The organism is Bradyrhizobium sp. 1(2017) (assembly GCF_011602485.2).
Taxonomy (GTDB): domain Bacteria; phylum Pseudomonadota; class Alphaproteobacteria; order Rhizobiales; family Xanthobacteraceae; genus Bradyrhizobium.
This window is the reverse complement of the sequence record NZ_CP050022.2, coordinates 776,730-801,267: the sequence shown is the minus strand read 5'-3', so window position 1 is coordinate 801,267 and position 24,538 is coordinate 776,730. Positions and strand designations below refer to the sequence as shown.

Genomic DNA, 24,538 nt, shown 5'->3' with positions numbered 1-24,538 from the left:
GCCGCCCCGAATCCCCCGACATGTCGTTGCGGACGACATCGAAAGCCAAATGAAGCACGAGCCTTCAAGAAGGCGTGGCTCTTTCGCTCGATAATGCTGTGAAAGCTCAATAGTGGAGCCGATGGCACGGGCTATTCTCATCACGGGCACCAGCACAGGCGCGGGTCGGGTCATCGCTGAGGCTCTCGCCTTTGCCGGGCATCGCATCTTTGCGAGCATGCGCGATCCGAACTTCAAGAACCGCGAACAAGCCAATGCGCTGTGGTCGCGGGGGATCGATGTGGTTCCGCTCGACGTGACCGAGGACTGGTCGGTCGACCGTGCTGTTGACATGGTGCTCAAGAAGGCGGGCCGTATCGACGTCCTCGTGAACAACGTGCATATTTTTCCGACGGGCGTCACCGAGGCGTTTACGTCAGCACAGGCGAAGGCCGTTTTCGATATCAACGTGGTCGGCCTGCTGCGGGTGACACGCGCCGTGCTTCCGGAAATGCGCCGGCAAGGTGATGGATTGATCGTCAATATCGGGTCGATCTTCGGGCGCGTGACGATTCCCTTTCTCGGAATCTACGGTAGCACCCAGTTCGCAATTGAAGCGCTCTCTGACAGCCTGCATGCCGAGCTCGCGCCACTTGGGGTGGAAGTCGTTCTGGTGCAAAGGGCGACGTGTCCCGCCGCGCGCAAGCAAGCCACCAGTCGCGAGAGCGTCGAGCGCATGGCTGCCTATGGCGCGGCGGAGGACGAGCCGTATGGCCGTCTCCCCGATTTATTCGCTCGGCATCAACCCGCCGCATCCTCAGAAATCGAAGACGTGCCGTCGGCGTTGGTTCAGCTTGTCGCCATGCCGAAGTGGTGCCGGCCGACGCGCAGTGTGGTGGGAGCGTCGCTCGGCGCCGATTTGATTAACGCAACGGCCGCCTCTGTCCAGATGCGGATTCTTGATGATCTTGGACTGAAAGCCGGGGCTATCTGCGATCTGCCTGATGCCCGGCCTAGCAACGAAGGCGCCGCCAGGGCGCCGCCCGACTGAGGTTTCCCCCCCGACCGGGCTCATGGCCGTGCGTCGGATGTCCATTACGCCAGACGCAATAATCCCTTCCACATTTCGCCGATTAACGAACTCAACCGAAGAGATCATTGGTCAGCGCGAAGGGCAATGCCCTCCCAATCGTCTCACAGGAGAACTCAAGATGAAGAAACTTATCGCCTCTTTGCTGCTCGCAGGTGCAATTGGCATCGCGGCAGTCCCCGCGGCGCCAAACATCGCTTCGGCCGCATCGGCCGTCACGGCGCCGGTCACGGTTCACTATCGCAGTGCAACGGTCGATGGCGTGAAGGTCTTCTACCGTGAAGCCGGCCCCGCCGACGGCCCGGTGGTTTTGCTGCTGCACGGGTTTCCCACGTCATCGCACATGTTCCGTAACCTGATCCCGACCCTTGCCGATCGCTATCGCGTCATCGCGCCGGACTATCCCGGTTTCGGCCAGAGCGATGCGCCCGATCACGCCAAGTTCGCCTATACGTTCGGCCACTATGCCGACATCGTCGACAGCCTGGTGGACCAGCTCGGCGCCAAGAAGTACGCGATGTACGTCATGGATTACGGTGCGCCGGTCGGCTACCGGCTCGCGCTCAAGCATCCAGAGCGCGTCACCGGCCTGATCGTGCAGAACGGCAACGCGTATGAAGAGGGCCTGACCGACTTCTGGAAGCCGATCAAGGCCTATTGGGCCGACAATTCGCAAAAGAACCGTGACGCGCTGTCGGGACTGGTTACGCTTGAGACGACCAAGTTTCAGTACACTGACGGCGTCAAGGATCTGACGCGCATCAGCCCTGATAACTGGGTGATCGATCAAGCTTTGCTCGACCGGCCGGGCAATAAGGAGATCCAGCTCGACTTGTTCCGCGACTACGGGACGAACGTGCCGCTCTATCCCAAATTCCAGGCCTTCTTCCGCGACCGCAAGCCGCCGACGCTGATTGTGTGGGGCAAGAACGACAAGATCTTCCCCGAGGTCGGCGCACATCCCTATCTCCGCGACCTTCCGGCAGCTGAGATGCACATCCTCGATACCGGTCACTTTGCGCTCGAGGACAAGCTCGACCAGATGGCACCGCTCATCCGCAGCTTCCTCGATCGGAAAGTGGCGAAGCGTTGAGTTAGGTGGTTCGGGAGGCGAGCAGCGTTCGCCTCCCGACTGCTGCAGGCCGTTCCATATCCAGCGGAGAAGCTGGCAGCAGAAAGACACATCGACCGTCGTCAACCCGCAGGATTGCAGCACTGGCGCATGCATTTCTTTGCGACTCTTCCGGATGGACCGTTTCTTCAACCAAGGAAAAGTGACTTCGCACTGAGAAAGAAGGCAGCGATTGGAGGTCAATCACCTCGTAGCGGCGAGGCGGATTGACGCCGTGCCTCACCAGCAATCGCGGTTGGCCGATGGCACGGGGCGCCGGTTCGAGGAATAAGTGAGATATTTGACGTGACAGAGCAGGTAACAGCCAGCCCGCCACCCCCAGGCCAGGCGCCAATGGCGACGGGTTCCAAACGGCAGGCCGCCGCCGGCGGCGTCTTCGGTCGTCTGGCGATCCCGCTGCTTTCCGTCGTGGTCGCGTTCGGTTTCATCGTGATTGCGACCACCCGCTGGAATGCCTGGGTCGGTGGTGCCACGATCCAGACCACGAATGACGCCTATATCCGTGCGGAATCAACCAAGCTCAGCAGCCGTGTCGCCGGCGAAGTGCTGACCGTCGCGGTGAAGGACTTCCAGCGCGTCAGGGCTGGCGATCTCCTGGTGCAGATCGATCCTTCCGATTACGAGGTTCAGGTGGCGCAGGCCCAAGCCGGCGTCGTCGGCGCGCAGGCTGCGCTCGACAATCTCGACAACCAGGTCGAACTGCAATACGCAACGATCGCGCAAGCCGAAGCCGCGCGTCTGTCCGCCGAAGCGCAAGACACCGAGGCGCGGCAGGAACGGGAGCGTCAGCAATCGCTCTCCCAGACTGAATCCGGCACGCGGCAGCGGCTGGAACAGGCAACCGCCGCCTACGCCAAGGCCCAGGCCAATGTTCGCGCCAGCCGTGCAGTCATCGCGGCCCAACGTCATCAGCTCGAGGTGCTGCAGGGCACCAAGAAGCAGCGCGCCGCGGATCTTGAGGGCGCCAAGGCGGCGCTATCGGCTGCGCGCCTGAAGCTTGGCTATGCCAGTATCATTGCGCCCTTCGATGGCGTCACCGGCGAGCGCCAGGTGCAACCGGGCGACTACGTCAATATCGGGACCAATCTGATCAGCGTCGTTCCGTTGCCCGACGTCTACGTCATCGCCAACTACAAGGAGACCCAGCTCACGCGCGTACGGCCCGGCCAGCCGGTCGAGATCGCAGTCGACAGCTTCCCGAATGAGAAGTTGCGCGGCCGCGTCGAGCGCGTCGCGCCGGCCAGCGGGTCGCAGTTTGCGTTGCTCCCGCCCGATAACGCCACCGGCAATTTTACCAAGGTGGTGCAGCGCATTCCCGTGCGCATCAAGTTCGACGCCAATCAACCATTGCTCGACCGTCTGCTGCCCGGCATGTCCGTCGTAACCCGCATCAACACCGGCGAGGCCGCAGCCGATGGCGCAAAGTGACGACGCCCGCCACGGCCCCGTCTCGCAGGGCGGCATCGCGCGGCGGCCGCTGTTCGCGGTCGGCGCCGTGCTGTTTGGAGCATTTCTCTCGAATTTCGACAGCCGCCTGATTTCAGTCGGTCTGCCTGACCTGCGCGGCGCCTTTTCGCTCAGCTTCGACGAGGGCGCCTGGCTCTCGACTGCCAGCATCGGTTCGCAGATCTTCGTCGCGCCCGCGGTGGCGTGGCTTGCCACCGTGTTCGGTCTGCGACGCGTGCTTGGGATCCCGAGTCTCGTCTATGCCGTGATCTCGGTGATTATCCCTTTCGTGCACGACTTCCCGACCCTGATCGCGCTCGGCATCGCCCACGGCCTGCTGCTCGGCACCTTCGTGCCAGCAACGCTGATGATCATCTTCCGCAATTTGCCGATCCAGTGGTGGCTGCCGGCCATTTCGATCTATGCGATCCGTCTCGGCTTCTCGCTCGACACCTCGACCTCGCTTGTTGGCTTTTACGTCGAGCATCTCGGCTGGCAGTGGATTTATTGGCAAGGCGTCATCCTTGCGCCGCTGATGGGCCTGATGGTTTATCTCGGCACGCCGAACGAGCCCGTCAATCGCGACCTACTGCGTCAAGCCGACTGGGGCGGCATGCTGTTGCTCGGCGCTGGCGTCTCGATGATCTATGCCGGCCTTGACCAGGGCAACCGGCTCGACTGGCTGGAATCCGGCGCGGTGATGGCTTTTCTGATCGGCGGCGCCACACTGTTTCTCGGCTTTCTCATCAACGAGGCCCTTGTCCGCCAACCGTGGGCGCATTTCAACGTTCTGTTCTCGCGCAACGTCGGGCTCTCGCTCGTCATTATTCTCCTTTTCACGCTGACCAGCCTGTCAAACGCGTCGCTGGTGCCGAACTTCCTCGGCACGATCGCGCTCATGCGGCCCGAGCAATCGGGCGTGCTGCTTCTGTCCTATGGCGCGCTGCCGATGTTCGTGCTGGTGCCGGTCTCGATCACACTGCTCCGGCACGTCGATGCGCGCATCGTGATGTTGTTCGGGTTTGCGACGTTCGTGACTGCCAACCTCTGGGGCACACAGCTAACCCATGTCTGGACGCGGGAGGACTTCGCCGGCATCGTGCTCCTCCTGTCCGTCGGGCAAGCGTTCACGCTGCTGCCGATCATCATTTTCACATTGTCAAATGCCGATACGTCGCGCGCCACCGCGTTCTCGGCCTATATTCAGGTCATCCGGCTTGGCGGCGCCGAGATCGGCGTCGCGCTGATGGGCACCTGGCTGCGGGTTCGCGAGCAGATCCATTCCAACTATCTTGGACAGTATGTCCAGGTCGGCGACGCCGACGTCATACACAGGCTGCAGGATCTGGCGGAGGGCTTTGCCCCCCGCGGTGCGGCGGCCGCCATGGCGCGCGCCACGGGATCGCTCGCCGCGCGGGTGCAGCGCGAGGCGAACGTGCTGGCCTATATCGATAGTTTCTGGCTCTGCTTTTGGGCAGGGGTCGTGGCCCTGTTCCTGATCGCGCTGATGGCCCGCAGCCCGCCCGGTCCGTTTACGCCGACCCCATTCGGCCTTGCCAAGGCCATGCTGCGAAAATGCGGCCTGGCGGCATCGTAACGGTCGTTGCTGCATCGACTGTCCGGATATCGCGTTGTTTCCATTAGTTTTCACACTTGGATGCCGGCGCCTGGGTTCAAAGGAGCCTTCTGCGCGCGATACGCCCACAGATCATTACGCCGGCAGCAACAATGAAGTGTCGAGACCGGCCGTTCTCCTGAAAGGCACGCTGCGTCAATGTCTATGCGTCGCCGGGAATGAACCCGGCTGTGGATTTGGGAATACGAACATGAAGCTCTATCATCATCCTTTGTCAGGCCATTCGCATCGGGCTCGCCTGTTTCTCTCGCTGCTTGGACTGCCACACGAACTGATCGAAGTTGACTTGAAGTCGGGTGCACACAAGAAGTCCGAATTTCTGAAACTCAATCCGTTCGGCCAGGTCCCAGTTCTGGACGATAACGGCGTCGTCATTTCTGACTCGAACGCCATTCTCGTCTATGTCGCGCTCACCTCGGGGCGGACCGACTGGTTGCCGGAAGATCCACGTGGCACGGCGGCCGTTCAGCGCTGGCTGTCGGTGGCGGCCGGAGAGGTGGCTTACGGGCCCGCCGCGGCCCGGCTCATCACGGTGTTCGGCGCGAAGTACAGCCCTGACGAGGTCATCGCGCGCGCTCATGCTCTCCTGGCGAAGCTCGAAACTGAGCTTGCAAGTCGAGAGTGGCTGGTCGGGGACCATCCGACGATCGCGGATGTCGCGATCTACAGCTATGTGGCGCGGGCACCGGAAGGTAACGTCGATCTGTCAGATTACCGGTCCGTGAATGCGTTCCTTCGCAGGATCGAGGCCCTGCCGGGCTTCGTTCCGTTCGTTCACACGCCGGTGGGTCTTGCGGTTTGATTGCCGCATCCGGGCGCGCCTCAGGCGCGCCCGGCTCCTCTCAGCCACGGAGGAAGCAGGAATGAGCGCGACACTGACGAAGCTGCCGACTTGGCATGAAGGTGAGAAGTTTATCCAGCAAAAGGTCGGTGTCGCAGAACGCATGGAAGTCGTGGGGAAACGCGTCGTCCGCGACCATATGCCCGACCAGCACCGTGAGTTCTACGGAAAGCTTCCCTTCGTTGTTCTGGGAAGCGTCGATCACCAGGGGAATGCCTGGGCCACCTTCGTCGAGGGAAGGCCGGGCTTCATGTCCTCGCCGACGCCGACGGATTTGGACATCGCGGCGTGGCCCGCGTCTTCCGATCCAGCAAGCGCAGGCATGACCGACGGGCTTCCCGTCGGCCTTCTCGGGATCGAGATGCACACCCGGCGTCGAAACCGCATGAACGGCGTTCTCAAAACCACGAGCAGCGGATTCAGGGTGGAGGTCGACCAGAGCTTCGGCAATTGTCCCCGCTACATCCAGCTCCGCGATTTCTCTTTTGATCGTCATCCCGGTCATGCATTCACCGGTACGATCGAACAAATGTCCGAACCGGATGCGGCTGTTCGCGCGATGATCGAAGCCGCGGATACGTTATTCGTTACCTCCTACGTTGATCGCCAGGACCGCCGGCAAGTCGATGTTTCGCACCGCGGTGGCAAAGCGGGCTTCGTGCGCGTCGGCGCGGACGGAATGCTCACCATTCCCGATTTCGACGGCAACCTCTTCTTCGCGACGCTCGGCAATATCCTGCTGAACGGCAAAGCGGGGCTTCTGTTCGTGGATTTCGTCACCGGCGATATGGTGCAGATGACCGGGGATGCCGAGGTGCTGCTGGATTCGCCTGAAATCGCGGCGTTCCAGGGCGCCGAGAGGCTATGGACATTCCGCGCCCGTAGGATCGTGCGACGGCGCGGTGCGCTTGCAATCCGCTGGAGTTTTCGCGAAGACGGCTGGTCTCCAAGCTCGTTGATGACCGGCGATTGGGCTCAGGCTGCCGACCGTCTGCGTGCGGCCGAGCTCGCGACGCGCTGGCGCCCTCTTAAGGTCACCCGGATCGTCGAGGAGAGCGCTGCCATCCGCTCCTTCCACCTGCAAGCGGACGACGGTGCGGGGCTGCTGCCGCACAAGGCGGGCCAGCACCTGCCCATTCGTGTCGTGCCGCGAGGAGCAGAAAAGCCTCTCCTGAGGACCTATACGCTGTCGGTCGCTCCTTCGGATGGAATGTACCGTATCAGCGTCAAGCGTGATGGCGTCGTATCGCAGCACCTGCACGACACCATCCGCGTCGGCGACACGATCGAAGCGCGTGCCCCGGCTGGCGCGTTCACGATCGATGCGCGCGCCAGACGACCGGCGGTTCTGTTGGCCGCAGGCGTCGGGATCACACCCCTCTTGGCAATGCTGCGGCATATCGTCTACGAGGGCGTTCGCAAGCAGCGCGTCCGACCGACTATTTTCTTTCTCGCCGCCCGCTTGAAACATGAGCGGGCCTTCGATGGCGAGTTGGCCGAGCTCGTGGAGGCCGCGCAAGGCGCGGTGAAACTTGTTCGCGTACTCAGCGACACGTCGGGTGCCGGGCAGGGCGTCGATTACGACGCCTCGGGCCGCATCGACATGGCCCTTCTCACCCGGTATCTGCAGTTCAACGATTATGATTTCTACCTGTGCGGCCCCCCGTTGTTCACGCAAGCGCTTTACGACGGGCTAAGAGGCTATAACGTCGCAGACGACAGGATCCATGCTGAGGCATTTGGACCATCCTCCTTGAAGAGGACGGTCGACGCCAATGCCGCGGCGCCCGTGCGCCGCCCACCCTCTTCCAAGCCGGTGCCGGTCGCCTTCATGGATTCGCTGAAGGAAGCGCGCTGGACTCCAGAGTCGGGGTCTCTGCTCGATCTTGCGGAAGCCCGCGGACTTTCGCCCGAGTTCAGTTGTCGGGCCGGGACCTGCGGCACCTGCAAGACGAAGCTTATCGCAGGTTCCGTCACCTACTTCAGGGAGCCTTCCGCCGCCGTCGGTGACGACGAAGTTTTGATTTGTTCGGCCGTGCCGGCAGAACAAGACGACGGGGAGGGTGACGATCGTATCCAGTTGGCCCTGTGATGAAAACGCGATCCGAGGACAGGATGATTGATACGTCCTGAGCAATAATATCTTCCCCGTTTTCGGCATTCAGATGTGCCTCGACGGGGATCATTGTTACCGAAGGCGGAAGCAACCGCTTTTGCATCAGAGTTTGAACATGACCCAGGAGAATTGAGATGTCCCGTCCCCCACTCCCCCCGTTCAACGAACAGACCGCTATCGAGAAGGTTCGCCTGGCCGAAGATGGCTGGAATAGCCGCGATCCCGCCAAGGTCACCTTGGCCTATACCGTCGATACCCGTTGGCGCAACCGTGCCGAGTTCGTCAACGGCCGCGATGAGGTCCAGGCGTTTCTGACCCGCAAATGGAATAAGGAGCTGGATTATCGCCTGATCAAGGAGCTCTGGGCTTTCGCCGGAAATCGTATCGCCGTCCGATACGCTTACGAATACCATGACGATAGCGGCCAGTGGTTTCGGGCTTACGGGAATGAAAACTGGGAGTTCGCCGAGGATGGGTTGATGCGCGCGCGGCACGCCAGCATCAACGAACATCCAATCGCGGAATCGGAGCGCAAGTTTCGCTGGCCGCTCGGCCGCAGGCCGGATGATCACCCGGGCCTCAGTCATTTCGGCTTCTAGCCGGACCACCCGAACGAGGGTCTGATAATGGCTGCATTCAAGCTGGACGAGCGGGTTCAGTTGTCGATAGAACTGGCTCTCACGGCCAAGAACCCTGACCTGGCGCTGTTAGAGCGCCAGGACATCGATGCAAAAAGGGTTGGATTGACGGGTGCTGAGATTGATGCGGCGCGGCGAGGGTGGAGCTTCGATGTCCAGACATCCATCGTGTTAGCGCTGGCTGCTGCATCCGATGAGCCCGACCAGGAGAAGCAACGTGAACGGGCGCTGAAGGCAGGTATCTCGCAGGAAACCTGTTCCGCGATCGAGGATCTCGTCCGCCGCCGCCCGGGTGCATCCAGGCAGAAGGAGCCCCCTAACGACCCTTCGACGCCCCCTTGAGGGGCGCTGCACCTTTGTCTGTCTCGCTCTTGAGTCGGCGGCGCTGCTATATTTCCAAACCGCTTCGGCCGACGGCGATTTCAACGATTTTCCGACACAAGATCCTTGTGCAAATCCAGAGCCTGTCGCAGGAATGATCCTAGGAGAAACGGCAGGGACAACGGAATGGATCGCTGGCAGGCAATGCGAATCTTTGTGAAGGTCGCAGAGACGGAGAGCTTCGCTGAGAGCGCCCGCCAGCTGCATATGAGCGCGCCGGCGGTGACGCGCGCTGTTGCTGCGCTTGAGGAAACGATCGGGGCGCGCCTGTTTGTTCGCACCACCCGTTCGGTAAAGCTCACCGAGGCGGGAGGTCGATACTTCGACGATTGCCGTCGAATTCTGCTCGACATTGTCGAGGCCGAAGCATCCGCTGCAGGCTCCTACGCCACGCCGTCCGGAATGCTGGCGATCACCGCCTCGGCCCTGTTCGGGCAGATGTACGTGCTCCCGATCATGAGCGAATATCTTGATGCCTATCCCACGATGAGCGGCAGGACACTGTTCGTGGATCGCCCAGTGAACATCATTGAGGAGGGTATCGACGTCGCCATTCGAATCGGGCACCTGCCTGATTCAGGTTTTTCCGCCACCAAGGTCGGCTCGATCCGGCGCGTCGTGTGCGGCTCGCCAGCCTATTTCGAGCGTTTCGGTGTGCCGACGACCCCGGCCGATCTGAGGGATCACCGCATCGTCGCCTCGACCAGTGCTTGGGCGTCGCCGGAATGGCGCTTCAGCGGCGATCAGCGGGTGACGATTCAGCCACGGCTCCAATGCAACACCAACGAAGCGGTCATAGCGACCGCGATTGCCGGTGCCGGTCTCACGAGGGTTCTTCACTATCAGATTGGCCCTGCTTTGCTCGAGGGCAAGCTTCAGATCGTGCTAGGCGATCATGAGGAGGCCCCACTGCCGATCCACGTGCTCCATCCGGAGGGGCGCCACGCGCCTGCAAAGGTGAGAGCCTTCGTTGACCTGGCGGTGTCGCGCCTTCGTGAAAATCGACTTTTGAATTAAGACCAGAGTTCGCGCGATGGGCCCGCTGGACAGTCGTCCGTGACGCCGGCAGGGAAAACGTCTCGTGCGGGTCAGACGATCAAGCGCGCCGACCGTTTTAAAATTGCACGTCGCACAGCCTTGAACCCGGCAAGTGCGATGGCGCCGCTCGCCGAAGCCGTCCCCAGCCACGCCAGTGATGGTCGGCTCGGCCGACGACTCGAACAACGCGAATGGCTTGCTGTGCACTGCCGCCACCGCTTGCATCATGGGGGTTGGTCCCATCAAACGGCTGGGCTAAGATGAAACATCTACACCCTTGGTATTTATCAATTATGCGCGCAGGCACGGTTCACGGCGAGAAACGAGGTGCGATGGCAACTTCCAAGTCGCCAAAGCGGGGCAAGTCGAACAGCAGTCGTACCAAGGGCGGTATTCAATCCGTCGATGCTGCGTTGCGACTGCTTAAAGTGATGGCGGAGTTTGGCGGCCCGGCGGCGCTCACGGAGATTGCGCAGCGTGCACAGATGCCGTCTTCGAAGGCGCATCGCTATCTTGCAAGCTTCGTCGCCGCGGAGTTCGTTGATCAGGCCGAGCGATCTGGTCGCTACGGGCTGAGCAAGGCCGCGATCGAGGTGGGACTCGCTGCGATCGGCCGGCTTGATTTCGTCGAGCGCGCCGCAAATGCGCTGCCGGGCCTGGCCGAGGTCACGGGCGCCTCCGCGGTCGTCGCCATTTGGGGAACGTACGGCCCGACAGCCGTTCGCTGGCAGCGCACCGCAAGCTTTATCCTCACATCGATGGGCCTCGGTTCGACGTTTCCGCTTCTCACATCGGCGACGGGCCGCGTCTTTCTGGCCTTCAGCCCGCGTGCTCTCGTGGCCGAAAGACTCAAGATTGAAATCGAGGAAGCGCGCCGCCTCCGCCTGACGTGGCCCGATCTCGATCCTTCGCGGCCGAGCGATATCGACCGTCTTGTCGAGCGCACGCGTGCCGCTGGATATGCGTTTGTGGATGGTCGCTTCGTGCCGGGGCTGAACGGCATCTCCGCTCCGATTCTGAACTGGCAGGGAGAGATCGAAGCGGCGATCACATTGGCGACCGTAGACCCTGGAGTTCTGGACCCGAAGACCGGCGCCATCGACCGCTTGATCGGCGCCTGCCGTGACGCAGTGCCCCACACCAAATTGTCGACCGGCGCCCGGTAGAGACGCTTCTACCTGGCCGCCTTCGCATCCAGTGACTTCGGTCCGTTTTCTCCGATCCTGATTTGGATGGTGCCGAGCCCGTCGATGCCGCCCTTGACGGTATCGCCGATGTCGATCGCCCCCACGCCTGCTGGCGTTCCCGTCATGATCAGATCACCCGCCTTAAGCTGCATCGACTGCGAGATGGTCGCGATGATGTCCGCGACAGGCCAGATCAGCTCGGCCAGATCCGCATCCTGTTTCACCACTTCGTTGACCGTCAGCCAGATGCGCCCTTGCGCGGGGTGGCCCGCCCTCTCGACCGGGTGCAGAGGCGCGATCGGCGCCGAATGGTCGAATGCCTTGCCCCAGTCCCAGGGCCGCCCCTTGTCCCGCGCTTCGAGCTGGAGGTCGCGTCGCGTCAGGTCGATGCCCACGGCATATCCGAACACGAGGTCGAGCGCATCGTCGCGGCTGATGTTGAATCCATCGCGCCCGATCGCGACAACCAGTTCAATCTCATAGTGGAAACTCTCCGTTTCGGGCGGATACGGCACGGTCGCGCCGTCGTCCACGACAGTATCGGCCGGCTTGGTGAAAAAGAACGGCGGCTCGCGTTCGGGATCCTTGCCCATCTCACGCGCGTGAGCGGCGTAGTTGCGGCCGACGCAGAAGATCCGCCGAACCGGAAAACGCGCGGTCTGGCCCGCGACCGCGACCGTCGGGATCGCGGCCGGTTCGAATACGTAGCTTGTCATGGCGTTTCCTCAAGCCGCGTCGCGGTGTTCACGGAACAGATCGAGCTTTTGCTGGACCGGGCGGTCGGAGAAGCTGAACAGCACGGCTTCCTGGTCCGCTTCATGGGTCACCCACGCCCAGCTGGGGATCACGAAGATGTCGCGCGGCCCCCATTCGAACGTCTGGTCGCCGATCCGCGATCGGCCGCGTCCCTCGATCGGAACCATCACCGTCGCGTCGGTCGAACGATAGCGCGCGGTGCGGAATCCCTTGGGCAGCAATTGCATGAACGTCCCGATGGTCGGCATCGCGAAGTCTCCCGAGACCGGATTGGTGTAGCGCAGCTTCAGACCGTGACATGGATCCCATTCCTCCGTCCGCTTGGCCGCTTCGAGCGCTTCGCGGGTGTAGGCGTATGGATAATTGAATACCGGGGACGTCCTGGAAGACGTCCGGTGGTCGACGGGCAGAAGATTTTTCCCGTAGCGCGCATAGCTGTCGCCGGACGGGCGCGAGACGGCCTGCTGCTCGTCGTTCGCGCTTTCGGCGAACGATGCATCCAGAAACTGAACCAGCGGGATGTCCAGGCCGTCGAGCCAGAACATCGGCTCCGAAGTCTCGTTGCCGTGGTCGTGCCATGCCATGGACGGCGTGATCACGAAGTCACCGGGCTCCATGTTGGTTCGTTCGCCGGCAACCGTCGTGTAGGCGCCTTTGCCTTCGAGGATGAACCGCAAGGCCGATTGGGTATGCCGGTGCGCCGGCGCCACGTCGCCTGGCGTGACGAGTTGAACGCCGGCATAGAGCGACGTCGTCACTTTCGACTCGCCCCTCAAGCCGGGGTTCTCAAGAATTAATACCCGCCGCTCGGCTTCCTTGGCGGTGATCAGTTGTCCCGCCTCCATCATGTACGACCGGATGGCGTCGAACTGCCAGATATGGGCACGGCAGGCGCTCTTGGGTTGTGGCGTGACCAGATCGCCGAGCACGTTCCATAATGCGGAGAGATTTTGGCCGTCGATCTTGCGATAGAACGCCTCGCGTTCCGGCGTCTTCTGTACTGCTTGAGTCATGTTACACCTGTTTGCTGTGGTGACTTCCGTTGTCTCAGCGCGTCCGAGTGGCCGCTGCCGTCGCATCGCTCGCCCGCTCACGTCGCGAGCGAGGTCTTGTCGTAGCCGGCGATTTTCTTGTAGCCGTCCGACAGCGCCGTCAGCTCTTCGAGGCTGATGACGTCCTCGATCTGAGCGAACGGCTTGTCGCCCGTGCGCTGCCAAATCTCGCGGTTGATCGCGTCCGGCGGATTGCTGCGGTTGGCGAGAACGACTTCGGTCGTTTTCGGCAGACGCTCGGCCTGATAGGCCTTCAGGGCCGAAAGCGGATCGCTCGCAACCGTCAGATGATGCGCCAGCGAGGCCGCATCGAGGATCGCCTGGCCGGCGCCGTTGGAACCCCTTGGGTACATCGGATGCGCGGCATCGCCCATCAGGGTCACCCGCCCTTGCGTCCACCAGGGTAGGGGATCCTGGTCGACCATCGGAAATTCGAGCACGGAATCCGCACCGCGGATCAGGGCTGGAACGTCCAGCCAGTCGAATTTCCAATCCTTGAACGCGCCGATGAAGTCGTCAACGCTTGCCTTTCTGTTCCAGTCCCGCTCGGCATGGATAGGCGTTTCCAGTTCGGCCACCCAATTGACGAGCTGACGCCCTTTGCCGTCGACGTTGTCGCGAATGGGGTAGATCACCATCTTGCCGTTGGTCAGCCATCCGGCGCGGATCAGGCTCGCGCCGGTCAGGATCGGCGACCAGACGCTGACGCCCCGCCACATGTTCACACCGGAATAGCGCGGCGGGCCCTCGTCCGGAAAGAACCGCTTGCGGATCGCAGAATGTATTCCTTCCGCGCTGACCACGACGTCCCCACGCTCGTCCGCTCTCGCTTGCCCGCTCGCATCGACGAAGTGGACCGTAACGCCATGCTCGTCTTGATCGAAACCGACGCCGCGCGCATTTGTCACGACGTTCTCGGCGCCGATCCGGGCCTTGAGCGCATGCAGCAGAGCCATCTGCAAATCGCCGCGATGGATCGATAGCTGCGGTTCCTGATAGCCGGCGAACCTGCCCATGGGTTCGGAGAAAATACGCTGCCCGAACCTGTTGAAGAAAACCGATTCCTTGGTCGTCACCGCCACATCAGCGAGTGCGTCGAGGATTCCGAGGGAAGCCAGGATTTTGGTCGAATGCGGAAGCAGGTTGACGCCGACGCCGAGCGGCCTGATTTCGGCCGCGGACTCGAAGACCTTGGTTGCGATGCCCGCACGGTGCAAAGCGAGCGCAAGCGTAAGGCCGCCAATGCCTCCGCCAACAATGAGGACTTTCATGAGAAACCTTTCGTCTTGTGCAGTTTCACTCAAGGGGAGCTCGCGACAACGCGAACCGACGTCGTGTTGCGGCCGCGCTAGGCCGTCAGAGAGATCTCATCCAGGCGCGATGCGGACGCGCCTCCGTCGATCACCAGATTGGACCCGACGATCCAGCGCGCGGCGGCGCTCGCCAGAAAAATGATTGGATCGGCAATGTCCTCGGGACGGGCGGCGCCGCCGCCCCGTCGCAGCGCATCCGATACGCGCTCCTCGCCGAGGCTGATGCGAAACTGCTCCAGGATCGGCGTATCCACGGGACCCGGACTCACGCAGTTGATGCGGATGCCGTGCTTGGCCCGGATCGCGGCGGATTTCGCCGTCGTCCAGACGATGAGTGCCTCCTTGAACCAGGCATATGCCCGCTCACGCGGCCAGGGATGCACGGCGACCCAATCGAGCCCATCGGCGAACGAGGCTGTTGCGGCGAGCTCCAGATGGGCGCCGACATTGTCGCGCCAGTTCTCGCCGGCGGTCGAAGCCACGTTGACGATGGCTCCCCCACTTCGGATATTTGGGATCACGGCTTCGGTCAGCATGCGCAAACCCAGATAGTTCACGCGCGCCAGGACGTCCGGCGCGACCGTGCCGGGAACGCCGGCGACGTTGAGAAGGCCCGACAGATCGGGCGGCAAACCGGCTACAGCGGCGGTGATGGAGTTCGGATCCGCCAGATCGATGCGAATGAATTCGCCGACCGCATCCTTGGGCGGCTGCAGATCGAGTGCGATCACCTCGGCTCCCGATTGAACGAGCTTTATGGTGGTGGCCCGCCCGATACCTGAAGCCGCGCCCGTCACGGCGAAGCGGTGGCCTTTCAAATCCAGATCGAGGCTCATGTCATTTCTCCGGTCATGCCAGGTGGACGGTCTTGACGGTGAGGTATTCGGAAAGCCCTTCCTCGCCGCTCTCGCGCCCGTAGCCACTGTCCTTGACGCCACCGAACGGCGCTTCGGCCACAGACACGGCGACATTGTTGAACGCGAGCACCCCGAGCTTCAGGCCTTCGATGATCTTCTTCTGCGCGGACGCGGAGTTCGTGAATGCGTAGCCGGCAAGGCCGAAATCGGTGGCATTCGCGGATTCGATGGCGGCGTCCAAATCCGAAAAGCGGTCGACGATGGCCACCGGGCCAAAGGGTTCTTCCATGCGGATCCGCGCCGCGTCAGGAACGTCGATGAGTATGGTCGGCTGGAAGAAATAGCCCGGTCGGTTGAGGCTCGCTCCTCCGGCAAGGGCCCGGGCGCCGCGACCGACCGCGTCGTCGACAAGGGACACGATCGCATCCCGGCGGCGGGCATTCGCGAGCGGCCCCATGTCAACCGCTTCCATCCCGTTGCCGATAACGAGCTTTTGGGCGGCTTCGGCGAACGACGTCGTGAAGCGTTCGTAGACGGTCTCGTGGACCAGGAAGCGCGTCGGTGCCAGACAGAGCTGGCCGGCGTTGCGGAACTTTGCCGCAACCAACATCTGCACCGCGCGTTCAATATCTGCGTCAGGAAGAATGAGGACGGGCGCATAGCCTCCAAGTTCGAGTGTCGTCCGCACGAAATTCGTGGACGCGAGCTGCGCGATCTCCCGGCCCGCCCCGACAGATCCCGTCAGCGAGACCTTACGCATGACAGAGGACGAGAGCAGATGCTTGGAGATGTCCCTCGGAATGCCATAGACCAGGTTGAGCGCGCCGTTCGGAAGTCCGGCGTCGATAAAGCAGCGGACGACCTCGGCGATTGCGGCCGGCGTCTCTTCTGCGGGCTTCAGGATCGCGGAGCATCCGGCCGCCAGCGCGCCGCCGATCTTTCGGCTGGCGAGCAGCACCGGCATATTCCAGGGTGAGAACAACGCGCATGGCCCGACGGGCTCGTGTCTAACCGACAGCTCGCCGCCTTCCAGCGACGAAGGAACCAACCGGCCGTAGATCCGCCGGGCCTGCTCGCCGTACCATTGGACCATATCCGCAGCCGCGAGGATCTCGGCCTTCGCTTGCGGCAGCGGCTTGCCCTGCTCAAGCGTAAGCAGTGGTGCCATCGCCTCGGCGCGGTCGCGCATCAGGCGGGCGGCTTCGGTGACGATCTCGGCGCGGCGGCCCGGTTTCGTCCGGCTCCACAGTTCGAAGGCGTGGCTTGATGCCTTCAGCGCGTCGTCGAGATCGCTCGCCGACGCGTGCGACAAGTGATCCAGGGTCTCGCCCGTTGCCGGATTGATCACCGGGCTCGAAGAGGATGCTCCACCCCTTCGCCATTCTCCGCCGATGAACAGGAGCGGCGCTGCGTACAATCTTGCCGGCCTGTCGGCCTCGGCAACGGCGTCCGTCGTCATTCGTTGCATCGTTTACTCCCTTGGCAGCCGCGCTGCATCCGTTCGGCGGGTCACCGTTCCTGTTCGGTCAGCGGTCGCCTGTCTCGATGACCAGGCGTCCTCCCACCGCGCGGGATACGCAGGTGCACATCTTCTGGTTGGCAGCCTTCTGCTCGTCCGAAAGAAACACGTCGCGGTGGTCGATGCCGTGATCCGCGTCGACGATCGTGACGGCGCAGACGCCGCATTCGCCGCGTCTGCAATTCGAGATCATCGGGATCCCCTCCGCCTCGATCGCCTCCAATAAGGAGCGGTTCCTGGGAACGACGAACTCACGCCCCAGATTGCGAACCGCCACGACGAAGCTTTCCGACGGATGGTGACCGGCGGTGCCGAAGGTCTCGAACCGCAATCCTCCGGGCGGGCGTTCTTGATCTCTCCAGCAGCGCTTGACCGCTTCCAGCATTCCGACCGGGCCGCAGACGTAGAGCTCGCCGCTCTTCGAGAGCCTGCCGATCTGGTTGCCGAGATCGATGCGGCCGCCACGATCCTCCGGACAGAGCTCCAGGCGATCGCCGAGGCGGTCCTTCAACTGCTCGGCGAACGCCATGTCGGCATGGGAACGGGCGGCATAGACCAAGCGAAAGTTCGCGCGCCGCTTCCACAGGCTGAGCGCCATTCCGTAGATCGGCGTGATGCCGATACCGCCCGCCATCAGCAGGTATTCGCCGTCTCCGGTCGAAAGCTCGAAGCGATTTCTCGGGCGGGCGATGGTCAGACGGGCATTCAGTTTGAGCGACCACATGTATGCGGAGCCGCCGCGGCCATCCGGCAGCCGCTTAACCGCGATGCGGTAGACGTCGGCACCGGGGTCCCCGATCAGGGAGTACGACCGCGTCTGTTGCTCGCCGCCCACGATCACGACCACGTTGATATGGCTACCGGGCTCATACGACCTGGCGCCTTGTGCTGGTGCGATCTCGAACAAACGGACATCGCTTGTCAGATCACCGATCGAAGCGAGCCGGGCCTCCTCCCATTCGTCGTGATAGGTCATGGCGCGCTCACGGCCGCAGTGTGATCCGCCGGACGACTGCCTGTCGCGGTGGTGCCGGCGGCGGCCTGAGGCGCGATACGGGTCTCCGCCGCGAGCAAGCGGTCGATCGCCTTTCGCGCCCACATCGAACCGGAGTCGATGTTGAGCTCGTAGAAGCGTTTTTCGGGACGGGCCTTCATCTCGCGCTCCTGCGCCTCGAGCACGAGCTGGTCCTCCTGGAAAACCCGTCGCAACCCGGTACGCAGTTCGGTAGTCCAGCGCTGGTCGCCCGGCGCGAAGTCGCGCGCGTAGGTCCAGAAATAGTGACAGGATCCTTCTGTCTCCGGCGTGATCGTGTTGATCACGTATCCCGTAAAGCCTTTGGAGCGATCGCCGTTCGGTGCCCCCGAACCCGCCTGTGCGACGCCGACGTCGATGACGATGGTGCTGGGGGGCGTGAAGCGGATGATCTGCCAGCGGTCGACGTTGCCCTCCCGTCCGTACTGCCGCTTCAGGAACGGCGGCGGCTCGATATCGAGCATCCAGCGCGTCACCGTGACGCCGGCCTCGTCGTGTGTGGTCTCAAACGGCGTTTCCGCGACCGCCCGGTTGCCAATGCTGGTGGTGTGGATGAAGGTCTCGTGGGTCAGGTCCATCAGGTTGTCGACGACGAGACGGTAGTTGCAGGCGAGATGCAGCGTCTCGCCATCGGCCGTCCAACCCGGATGCTGGTTCCAGTGCAGGTCAGGGATGCTGGAGGAATCCGCCAGCGCCGGATCGCCAAGCCAGATCCATACGAAACGGTGCTTCTGCACCAAAGGATAGGTACGCACCGTCGCTGCAGGGTTGATGGTGTCCTGCGAAGGCATATGGACGCATCGCCCGGCGGAATTGAACTTCAGGCCGTGGTACGGGCAGGTGACGGTGTCGCCCTCAAGGCGGCCGAGCGAAAGCGGCGCCAGCCGATGCCAGCAGGCATCCTCCAGCGCGACCGGCTTGTCGTCCTGCGTCCGATACAGGACGAGGCGTTTCCCGCCGATCGTGCGGGCAAGCATATTGCGGTTCACTTCGTGATCCCAGGCCGCCACGTACCAGGCGTTGAGCGGGAAGCTGTGCTGCTCCGGAACAGAGGTCATGATGGACTTCCTTGCAAAGGTTGGAACGAAATCGATTGCGAACGACGCGGCTCAGATCGGCGCGCGCGCCGCCGTGTGACGGCCCACGGAACAGAATCCGAGACTGAAGACGGCCAGCGCGGCGACGAGCATCGGCACGATCGTCAACCAAAAGATCAGGCTGGGCGGCCACGCGAGCGCCAGGAGCGCGCCGCCGACGATCGGGCCGATGATCGCACCGACGCGTCCCACGCCCAGCGCCCAACCAACACCGGTCGAGCGAACCGACGTGGGATAGACTTCCGCGGTCAACGCATTCATGCCGATCTGCGCTCCGGCGATACCGAACCCGGCCATGAAGACCGCCGGCAGCAGCAGCATCGCGTTCGAGCGATCGATGGCGGCAATCAGCGCGAGAAACACCGCGGCCCCAAGATAAGCCAAGGACAGCGTGCGCAGCGCTCCAGCCCGGTCGATCAGCCGACCCAGGACGATCGCGCCCACGACGCCGCCCAGGTTCATGATGGCGGTTGATTTGATGGCCGTGGCGAGCGGAAGCCCCTCCTGCTTGAACAACGTCGGCATCCAATTGAAGAGGAAGTACATCACCATGAGATTGGCGAAGAACGCGATCCACACGAGGAACGTCAGCGCGGCACGTCCTTCGGTGAAGAGATGGCTGACGGGGAAGCTGGAGAGCTTCTCTTCCTGCAGGACGAAGTCCTGATCGGCGCGATAAGGGGCACCTGGGACGATCCGGTTCAAGAGCCGGGCGAGCTCCGGCCCGCGTTTGCCCGATCTCGCCAGGAAGCGGATCGATTCAGGGACGGTGAGCCACAACACCATCGTGAAAGCCAGCGGCACGCAGCCGCCAACAAGGAAGACGGAGCGCCATCCATACGCGGGGATCAGATAGGCGGCGAGGAAGCCGCCGACGAAAGCCCCCAGCGGAAAGCCGCAAAACATGATCGTAATGCTCGTCGCGCGCGCGCGGGAGGGAGCGTATTCCGACGTCAGGGCGATGATGCCGGGCATCGCGCCGCCTAGACCGATCCCGGTCAGGAAGCGCAGCACGAGCAGCTGATTGAAGGTTTCGCACCAGGCCGTGAGCAGCGCAAATATCCCGAAGATCAGGGCGCAGGCGATCAGCATCAAGCGGCGCCCGAAGCGGTCGGCGAGAGGGCCTAACACGAATGCGCCTGCGGCCAGCCCCGCAAGACCGACGCCGAAGACGGTTCCGAATACCGCAGGACTCATCTTCCATTCTTCGATGATCGCAGGCGCCACGAACGCAATCGCCTGCGTATCGAACCCGTCGATCACCGCTACCGCAGCACAGAGCGCAAAGATCGCGATCTGAAACCGTCCCAGAGGCGCGGCGTCGATCGCACCGGTCACATCCACCCGTGTCGTCTCGGCGTTTTTCATCCCTGTCTCCCTGCATGGTCCCCCCGGAGCGGTGCTCCGAGGGGCGTTGCGGCGTTTCCTGAGGTTTTACGCTCTATACAACGTATTCTTCATTATGCAATACAATTTGCATTTAGAGAAATTGGTTCCCTAATGAGGAATCTGGCCAACGGCCCAAAAAGCCGCGAATCGTTCAGCGATTTCAGGCGTGAAGGATTTGCTGGCGCTCTGCTCGGCGCTGATAAAAATCTTCAAAAAATCTTCATCTGACGTGCGGCGAGCCGCCTCGCGGAGTGTCCTCAGGGTACGCTTTGATGAGATTTCTGATGGGCGCCGAGCGATGATGCTTTCGTTCGCAAACGCGATGCCGTCAGCTCCGGCGCATATTTCTAGTCACGGCAGGTGAAGAGCAGATCTGCGCCAAGGCTGGCGCTGCCCGCATGCAAGACCGCGGCACACTCGTGAAGTCTTCAGCACCGCGATGTCTTCGCTTGGTGGATGGTGTCATGCGCCCGTGGGGCGGAGCCTATTTCTCAAGCCGCCGCACACCACGTCGCCAAACGCTTCCAGGCCCATATCGAAGGCGCCTGAAATCTCAAATTCATTTTTGCCGGTTGTCAGCGCCGTTCGGCTCCTTGATGCGAACGAGGACCGCCTCATCGTAGCCGCTCCGGCTGCTGTAGAACATGAGAGCCATCAGGCCGCACCCTATCGCGAGCGAGAAAAAGGTGCCGAGACCCAAGGCGATCCAGCCGTGGATGGACATCTGCGCATCCCCCGCCGACGTCCAACCTGCCATGGCCGTTACGATCGCGAGAAGCAGAACTGCAAAAAGGAAGACGAGGACGGCCATTCCGCCAATTCCAACCGCCTGATCCGAGACGTTCCGAGGCTGTGACATCGTTTTCTCCATTCCGTAAGTCTAGTAGCGTTTCACTTGAGCGCGTTGCGTCGACGCGCTTTCGAGCTGCACTATGATGCGGCTGACGTCTCGGCAGAACGCCCGATCTCGACACTTCATTGATGCGCGATACGAAAGAAACGTCAGGACGCTACATGCCAGGCGTGCGGCGGCGTACGCCCGGCAGGCGCAAACGCTGTTTTGCGGGGCGCTTGCAGGGAGGGCAGTTGCAGCCGTCGTCCCCGCCTCGCGCGCCAGCCACTAACCGCCCCGCTTACGGTTCTGACGCGGCCACATGGCAACGTGCCACCACCGGGGCGAAGGTACTCTTCACGCGGCCAGGAGGTTGCCGCTGAACATGCCGCCTTTGAACGTGGCCGCGCCCGGATCCGTCGTGAACAAGACGACGTCGGCTTCCGATACCGCCGCGACCGTCCCTCCGGCTTCCTGGAGATAGGCGCTTTCACCGGCACGGAGCGTCAGATCTCCGATGCGTGCCTCACCCGCGAAGACGTAGAGCAACCGAACGGCGCCCGTCGCTTGAAGCGCCGGAAGCGGAAGGCTTACGCCTGCCGACAAGCGGACGTCCTGCACCCAGGCCTGCGCGCGCACCTCCAGTGGCGCTCCCTCGGGAGCGGCAAGCAGGCGCCATGCGTCGCGACTGAACGCTTCGCCGAAATCGTGAAACTGGACCTTCGGCTCGAGCTCGGTCGCGCGGGGCCGCAGAAAGATCTGCAGAGCCTCGGTGGCATCGGGCCCAAGAATCTCCTCTTCATGCTGGAATGTATGACCGGCGTTCATCATCATCAGTCGCGTTTTGGTGACCTTTTCCTCGTTCTGCACGCTGTCGCGGTGAAGCATGGATCCGGCGCGGACATAGGTCAGGATTTCGTCGTCGCGGTGCGGATGCATGGGGACGACATGGCCGGCCGCGACGCGCGCCCGGTCGATGCGGCCGATGGCGCCGATACCGCTGTCACCAGCCTTGAGGGTTTGTCCCGGATAGAGAATTTCGACCGCAAAGCCGCGATTCCAATCGCCCCGCCTGCTGCCATTTCCAATTTTGATCGGTTTCATGGTTTTATTCCTTCTCGTTAAGTGTCCGGTTCGCACCGTTGCCGCGAACTGACCTCAGTTCGGTCCGGCAGCGAACCGCTATGACCGTCAATGTATCGTTGCTGTTTCGGCACGATAGCCATTCCGCATGGTAAGGTGTGTCGCTAAAACGGGAACGATGGGCTCGAAATATGGAACTTGAAGACTTACGGACCTTCGTCGAGGTGGCTGACTCAGGCGGCGTCTCGGCGGCCGCGCGCCGCCTCGGGGTCGCCAAATCCATCGTCAGCCGGCGGCTGTTCCGGCTGGAAGCGGATCTTGGCACGCAGCTTTTGGCGCGGACCACACGCGGTGCAGCCCTCACGGAGGCCGGCGTCACGTTCCGCGATCATGCGGCGCGGGTCTGTGCGGAGATCGATACCGCCCGGGAAGAAATGTCGCCCGACGGTGATCTGCGCGGCCTGCTTCGCGTGGCAGTGCCTTCCTCGTTCGGCCCGACCTATTTCGCGCCAGCGCTCGCTGAACTCGCCGCGCGCCATCCGCCCCTCCAGATTCACACTCGCTACAGCGATCGCTACGTCGATCTCGTTGGCGAGGGGTTCGATTGCGGAATCCGCGTCGGGTACCTTCCTGATTCAAACCTCGTCGCACGCCGCATCGGCTCGTTCTCGGTCGGCCTGTTCGCGAGCCCCGATTACGTCAAGGAGCACGGCGCCCCCGAGACGCCCGAACAGGTTCTCGAGCACCAGGCGATCATGATCGGCACGGAAAGCTGGAGGTTCGAGAACGAGAAGAAGACAATCCCCATCCATCCGCAAGGACGGTTCAAGGCCGACAGCGTCATTGCCATCGCTGAAGCGACCGCAGCGCATATCGGCATCGCGGCGTTGCCGGACGTCATCGCCGAGAGTTATGTCGCCTCGCGCCGGCTCATGCCGATCATGCCAAAATATTCGCTGCCATCAGTCGGCATATTCGTTGTCCGTCCGCCGGGGCAGCACCTTGCGCGAAAGGTCCGCGTGCTCATTGAATGTCTCATTGAGAAGTTCGAGCGCGGCAACACGCGCTCTGGCGCGTCCACGGACCGTCCAGACAAGGCTTAGACGGCCGTTCAACGAAGGCCGATCCCCATAGGATGGCAGCGCTCGCGCTAACGAAAAATGCGCCGGCCACTTCAGGCGGCGGGCGCATCTTCAACTTCAACTCGACCGGACAGGCGACCCTCCGGCCGTCCCATCGTGTGAGGTCACTTCTGTCCCTTGGCCGAGAGATATCCAGCCATGTTGTTGGCGGAGAATGGCAGGTGGTCGCCCATCAGCTTCGCATGGGCTTCACCAGTGGCCGACTGCCAGGTGCCGAGCAGTTCGGCGCCCACGGCCACCCAGGTGATCGGCACGACGCCGGCCTGAACCATACGCGCAATGGCGGCCTCTTCGACCAGCTTGCTCCAGGTCCCCGACGCATCCAGCACCGCATACACGTCGTAGCCCTCCTTGCGTGCGGACAGCGCTGCGAAGGCGACGCAGACTTCCGTCGAAATGCCGGCGATCAGCAGCTTCTTGCGGCCGGTCTTCTTCACGGCGGCGGCGAAATCGGGATTGTCGAAAGCGTTGATCTGGCCGGGGCGATGCACAACCGTCGCTTTCGGCAGGCCTTCGGCCACGACCGGCATGACCGGTCCGTTCGGCCCGTCAGCTGCGCTCGTCGTAATGACCGCAGGCAGCTTGTAGATCTGCGCGATCGTCACGAGGGCCTTCACGTTGTTGATGAACTCAGGAGGGCTCTGGGTCTGCACGCCGTTTGCGAGTCCGGTCTGATGATCGACGAAGAGGACGGCGGCGTTTTCGGCGGTGAGGCGATCGTATGACATTGTGTGTTCCTTTCGAGGATTGCTGCGGATCACTTCCGCATTACGAGAGGAAGATGCCGTTCCATCTGTCGGGACACTAGCCAGCCACTTTGAAACTCAGTGTCGCCGAACGGGGAACGGGAGGCGGCGCGATGGAAAAACTTACCGCCACGGCAACTACAGTCGGCGCCCACCAGGTCGCTGGGCCCCGACAATTCGAGCGCGGTTGAGGTGCCAGATAGCCGGATTTGCTCGCGTTGGCGTTCGCTCGGCG

At 62.5% G+C, this 24,538-nt stretch carries 22 protein-coding genes; 11 read left to right on the top strand and 11 right to left on the bottom strand.

Annotation, left to right across the window (positions count from 1 at the left end):
* Positions 1 to 121 precede the first annotated feature (121 nt).
* The 10 genes from HAP40_RS03725 to HAP40_RS03680 all read left to right on the top strand — a co-directional run bounded on the left by HAP40_RS03725 (position 122) and on the right by HAP40_RS03680 (position 11,463).
* On the top strand, positions 122 to 1,030 hold the full coding sequence (locus HAP40_RS03725) for an SDR family NAD(P)-dependent oxidoreductase (protein WP_166819055.1): 909 nt from the start codon (positions 122 to 124) through the stop codon (positions 1,028 to 1,030).
* A gap of 160 nt (positions 1,031 to 1,190) precedes the next feature.
* Positions 1,191 to 2,162, top strand: coding sequence for an alpha/beta fold hydrolase (locus HAP40_RS03720; protein ID WP_166819056.1), 972 nt, complete (start codon positions 1,191 to 1,193; stop codon positions 2,160 to 2,162).
* Between the two features lie 372 nt (positions 2,163 to 2,534).
* Entirely contained in the window at positions 2,535 to 3,629 is a 1,095-nt protein-coding gene (locus tag HAP40_RS03715; protein WP_166819057.1) for an HlyD family secretion protein, read from the top strand.
* On the top strand, positions 3,616 to 5,244 hold the full coding sequence (locus HAP40_RS03710; protein ID WP_166819058.1) for an MFS transporter: 1,629 nt from the start codon (positions 3,616 to 3,618) through the stop codon (positions 5,242 to 5,244). The genes HAP40_RS03715 and HAP40_RS03710 overlap by 14 nt, the downstream gene beginning before the upstream one ends.
* Positions 5,245 to 5,473: 229 nt before the next feature.
* Complete coding sequence (locus tag HAP40_RS03705) at positions 5,474 to 6,085, top strand: glutathione S-transferase family protein (protein WP_166819059.1); 612 nt, start codon at positions 5,474 to 5,476, stop codon at positions 6,083 to 6,085.
* Positions 6,086 to 6,146: 61 nt separating this feature from the next.
* A complete protein-coding gene (locus HAP40_RS03700) occupies positions 6,147 to 8,216 on the top strand; it encodes a pyridoxamine 5'-phosphate oxidase family protein (RefSeq protein WP_166819060.1) in 2,070 nt (689 codons plus the stop codon).
* A 158-nt stretch (positions 8,217 to 8,374) separates the two neighbouring features.
* A complete protein-coding gene (locus HAP40_RS03695; protein ID WP_166819061.1) occupies positions 8,375 to 8,839 on the top strand; it encodes a DUF1348 family protein in 465 nt (154 codons plus the stop codon).
* A 27-nt stretch (positions 8,840 to 8,866) separates the two neighbouring features.
* A complete protein-coding gene (locus HAP40_RS03690) occupies positions 8,867 to 9,220 on the top strand; it encodes a hypothetical protein (protein WP_166819062.1) in 354 nt (117 codons plus the stop codon).
* Positions 9,221 to 9,385: 165 nt separating this feature from the next.
* Positions 9,386 to 10,276 (top strand): LysR family transcriptional regulator, encoded by an 891-nt coding sequence (locus tag HAP40_RS03685; RefSeq protein WP_166819063.1) that lies wholly within the window; start codon positions 9,386 to 9,388, stop codon positions 10,274 to 10,276.
* A gap of 353 nt (positions 10,277 to 10,629) precedes the next feature.
* Positions 10,630 to 11,463 (top strand): IclR family transcriptional regulator, encoded by an 834-nt coding sequence (locus tag HAP40_RS03680; protein ID WP_166819064.1) that lies wholly within the window; start codon positions 10,630 to 10,632, stop codon positions 11,461 to 11,463.
* Positions 11,464 to 11,471: 8 nt separating this feature from the next.
* On the opposite strand, the gene HAP40_RS03675 is transcribed toward HAP40_RS03680, so the two are convergent.
* The 10 genes from HAP40_RS03675 to HAP40_RS03630 all read right to left on the bottom strand — a co-directional run bounded on the left by HAP40_RS03675 (position 11,472) and on the right by HAP40_RS03630 (position 22,472).
* Positions 11,472 to 12,200 (bottom strand): fumarylacetoacetate hydrolase family protein, encoded by a 729-nt coding sequence (locus tag HAP40_RS03675; protein ID WP_166819065.1) that lies wholly within the window; start codon positions 12,198 to 12,200, stop codon positions 11,472 to 11,474.
* Positions 12,201 to 12,209: 9 nt separating this feature from the next.
* The gene (gtdA, locus tag HAP40_RS03670) at positions 12,210 to 13,253 is read right to left on the bottom strand and encodes a gentisate 1,2-dioxygenase (RefSeq protein ID WP_166819634.1); all 1,044 of its coding nucleotides are present in this window, start codon (positions 13,251 to 13,253) and stop codon (positions 12,210 to 12,212) included.
* A 77-nt stretch (positions 13,254 to 13,330) separates the two neighbouring features.
* Positions 13,331 to 14,563, bottom strand: coding sequence for a flavin-dependent oxidoreductase (locus tag HAP40_RS03665; protein WP_166819066.1), 1,233 nt, complete (start codon positions 14,561 to 14,563; stop codon positions 13,331 to 13,333).
* A gap of 77 nt (positions 14,564 to 14,640) precedes the next feature.
* Entirely contained in the window at positions 14,641 to 15,441 is an 801-nt protein-coding gene (locus HAP40_RS03660) for a coniferyl-alcohol dehydrogenase (protein WP_166819067.1), read from the bottom strand.
* A 13-nt stretch (positions 15,442 to 15,454) separates the two neighbouring features.
* Entirely contained in the window at positions 15,455 to 16,921 is a 1,467-nt protein-coding gene (locus HAP40_RS03655) for an NAD-dependent succinate-semialdehyde dehydrogenase (protein ID WP_166819068.1), read from the bottom strand.
* A gap of 67 nt (positions 16,922 to 16,988) precedes the next feature.
* Positions 16,989 to 17,888, bottom strand: a complete 900-nt coding sequence (locus tag HAP40_RS03650) for a PDR/VanB family oxidoreductase (protein ID WP_246741184.1) — start codon at positions 17,886 to 17,888, stop codon at positions 16,989 to 16,991.
* A gap of 65 nt (positions 17,889 to 17,953) precedes the next feature.
* Positions 17,954 to 19,072: an aromatic ring-hydroxylating oxygenase subunit alpha gene (locus HAP40_RS03645; RefSeq protein WP_166819070.1), complete on the bottom strand. Its 1,119-nt coding sequence runs from the start codon at positions 19,070 to 19,072 to the stop codon at positions 17,954 to 17,956.
* Positions 19,073 to 19,123: 51 nt separating this feature from the next.
* Complete coding sequence (locus tag HAP40_RS03640; protein ID WP_166819071.1) at positions 19,124 to 20,479, bottom strand: MFS transporter; 1,356 nt, start codon at positions 20,477 to 20,479, stop codon at positions 19,124 to 19,126.
* Between the two features lie 580 nt (positions 20,480 to 21,059).
* Positions 21,060 to 21,257 (bottom strand): hypothetical protein, encoded by a 198-nt coding sequence (locus tag HAP40_RS03635; RefSeq protein WP_414645417.1) that lies wholly within the window; start codon positions 21,255 to 21,257, stop codon positions 21,060 to 21,062.
* A 432-nt stretch (positions 21,258 to 21,689) separates the two neighbouring features.
* Positions 21,690 to 22,472: a pirin family protein gene (locus HAP40_RS03630; RefSeq protein WP_334270909.1), complete on the bottom strand. Its 783-nt coding sequence runs from the start codon at positions 22,470 to 22,472 to the stop codon at positions 21,690 to 21,692.
* A 134-nt stretch (positions 22,473 to 22,606) separates the two neighbouring features.
* Between HAP40_RS03630 and HAP40_RS03625 the strand changes: the two genes are divergently transcribed.
* On the top strand, positions 22,607 to 23,518 hold the full coding sequence (locus tag HAP40_RS03625; RefSeq protein ID WP_166819073.1) for a LysR family transcriptional regulator: 912 nt from the start codon (positions 22,607 to 22,609) through the stop codon (positions 23,516 to 23,518).
* Between the two features lie 143 nt (positions 23,519 to 23,661).
* Here HAP40_RS03625 and HAP40_RS03620 read toward each other — a convergent pair whose 3' ends face one another.
* A complete protein-coding gene (locus HAP40_RS03620; protein ID WP_166819074.1) occupies positions 23,662 to 24,285 on the bottom strand; it encodes an isochorismatase family protein in 624 nt (207 codons plus the stop codon).
* Between the last annotated feature and the right edge of the window lie 253 nt (positions 24,286 to 24,538).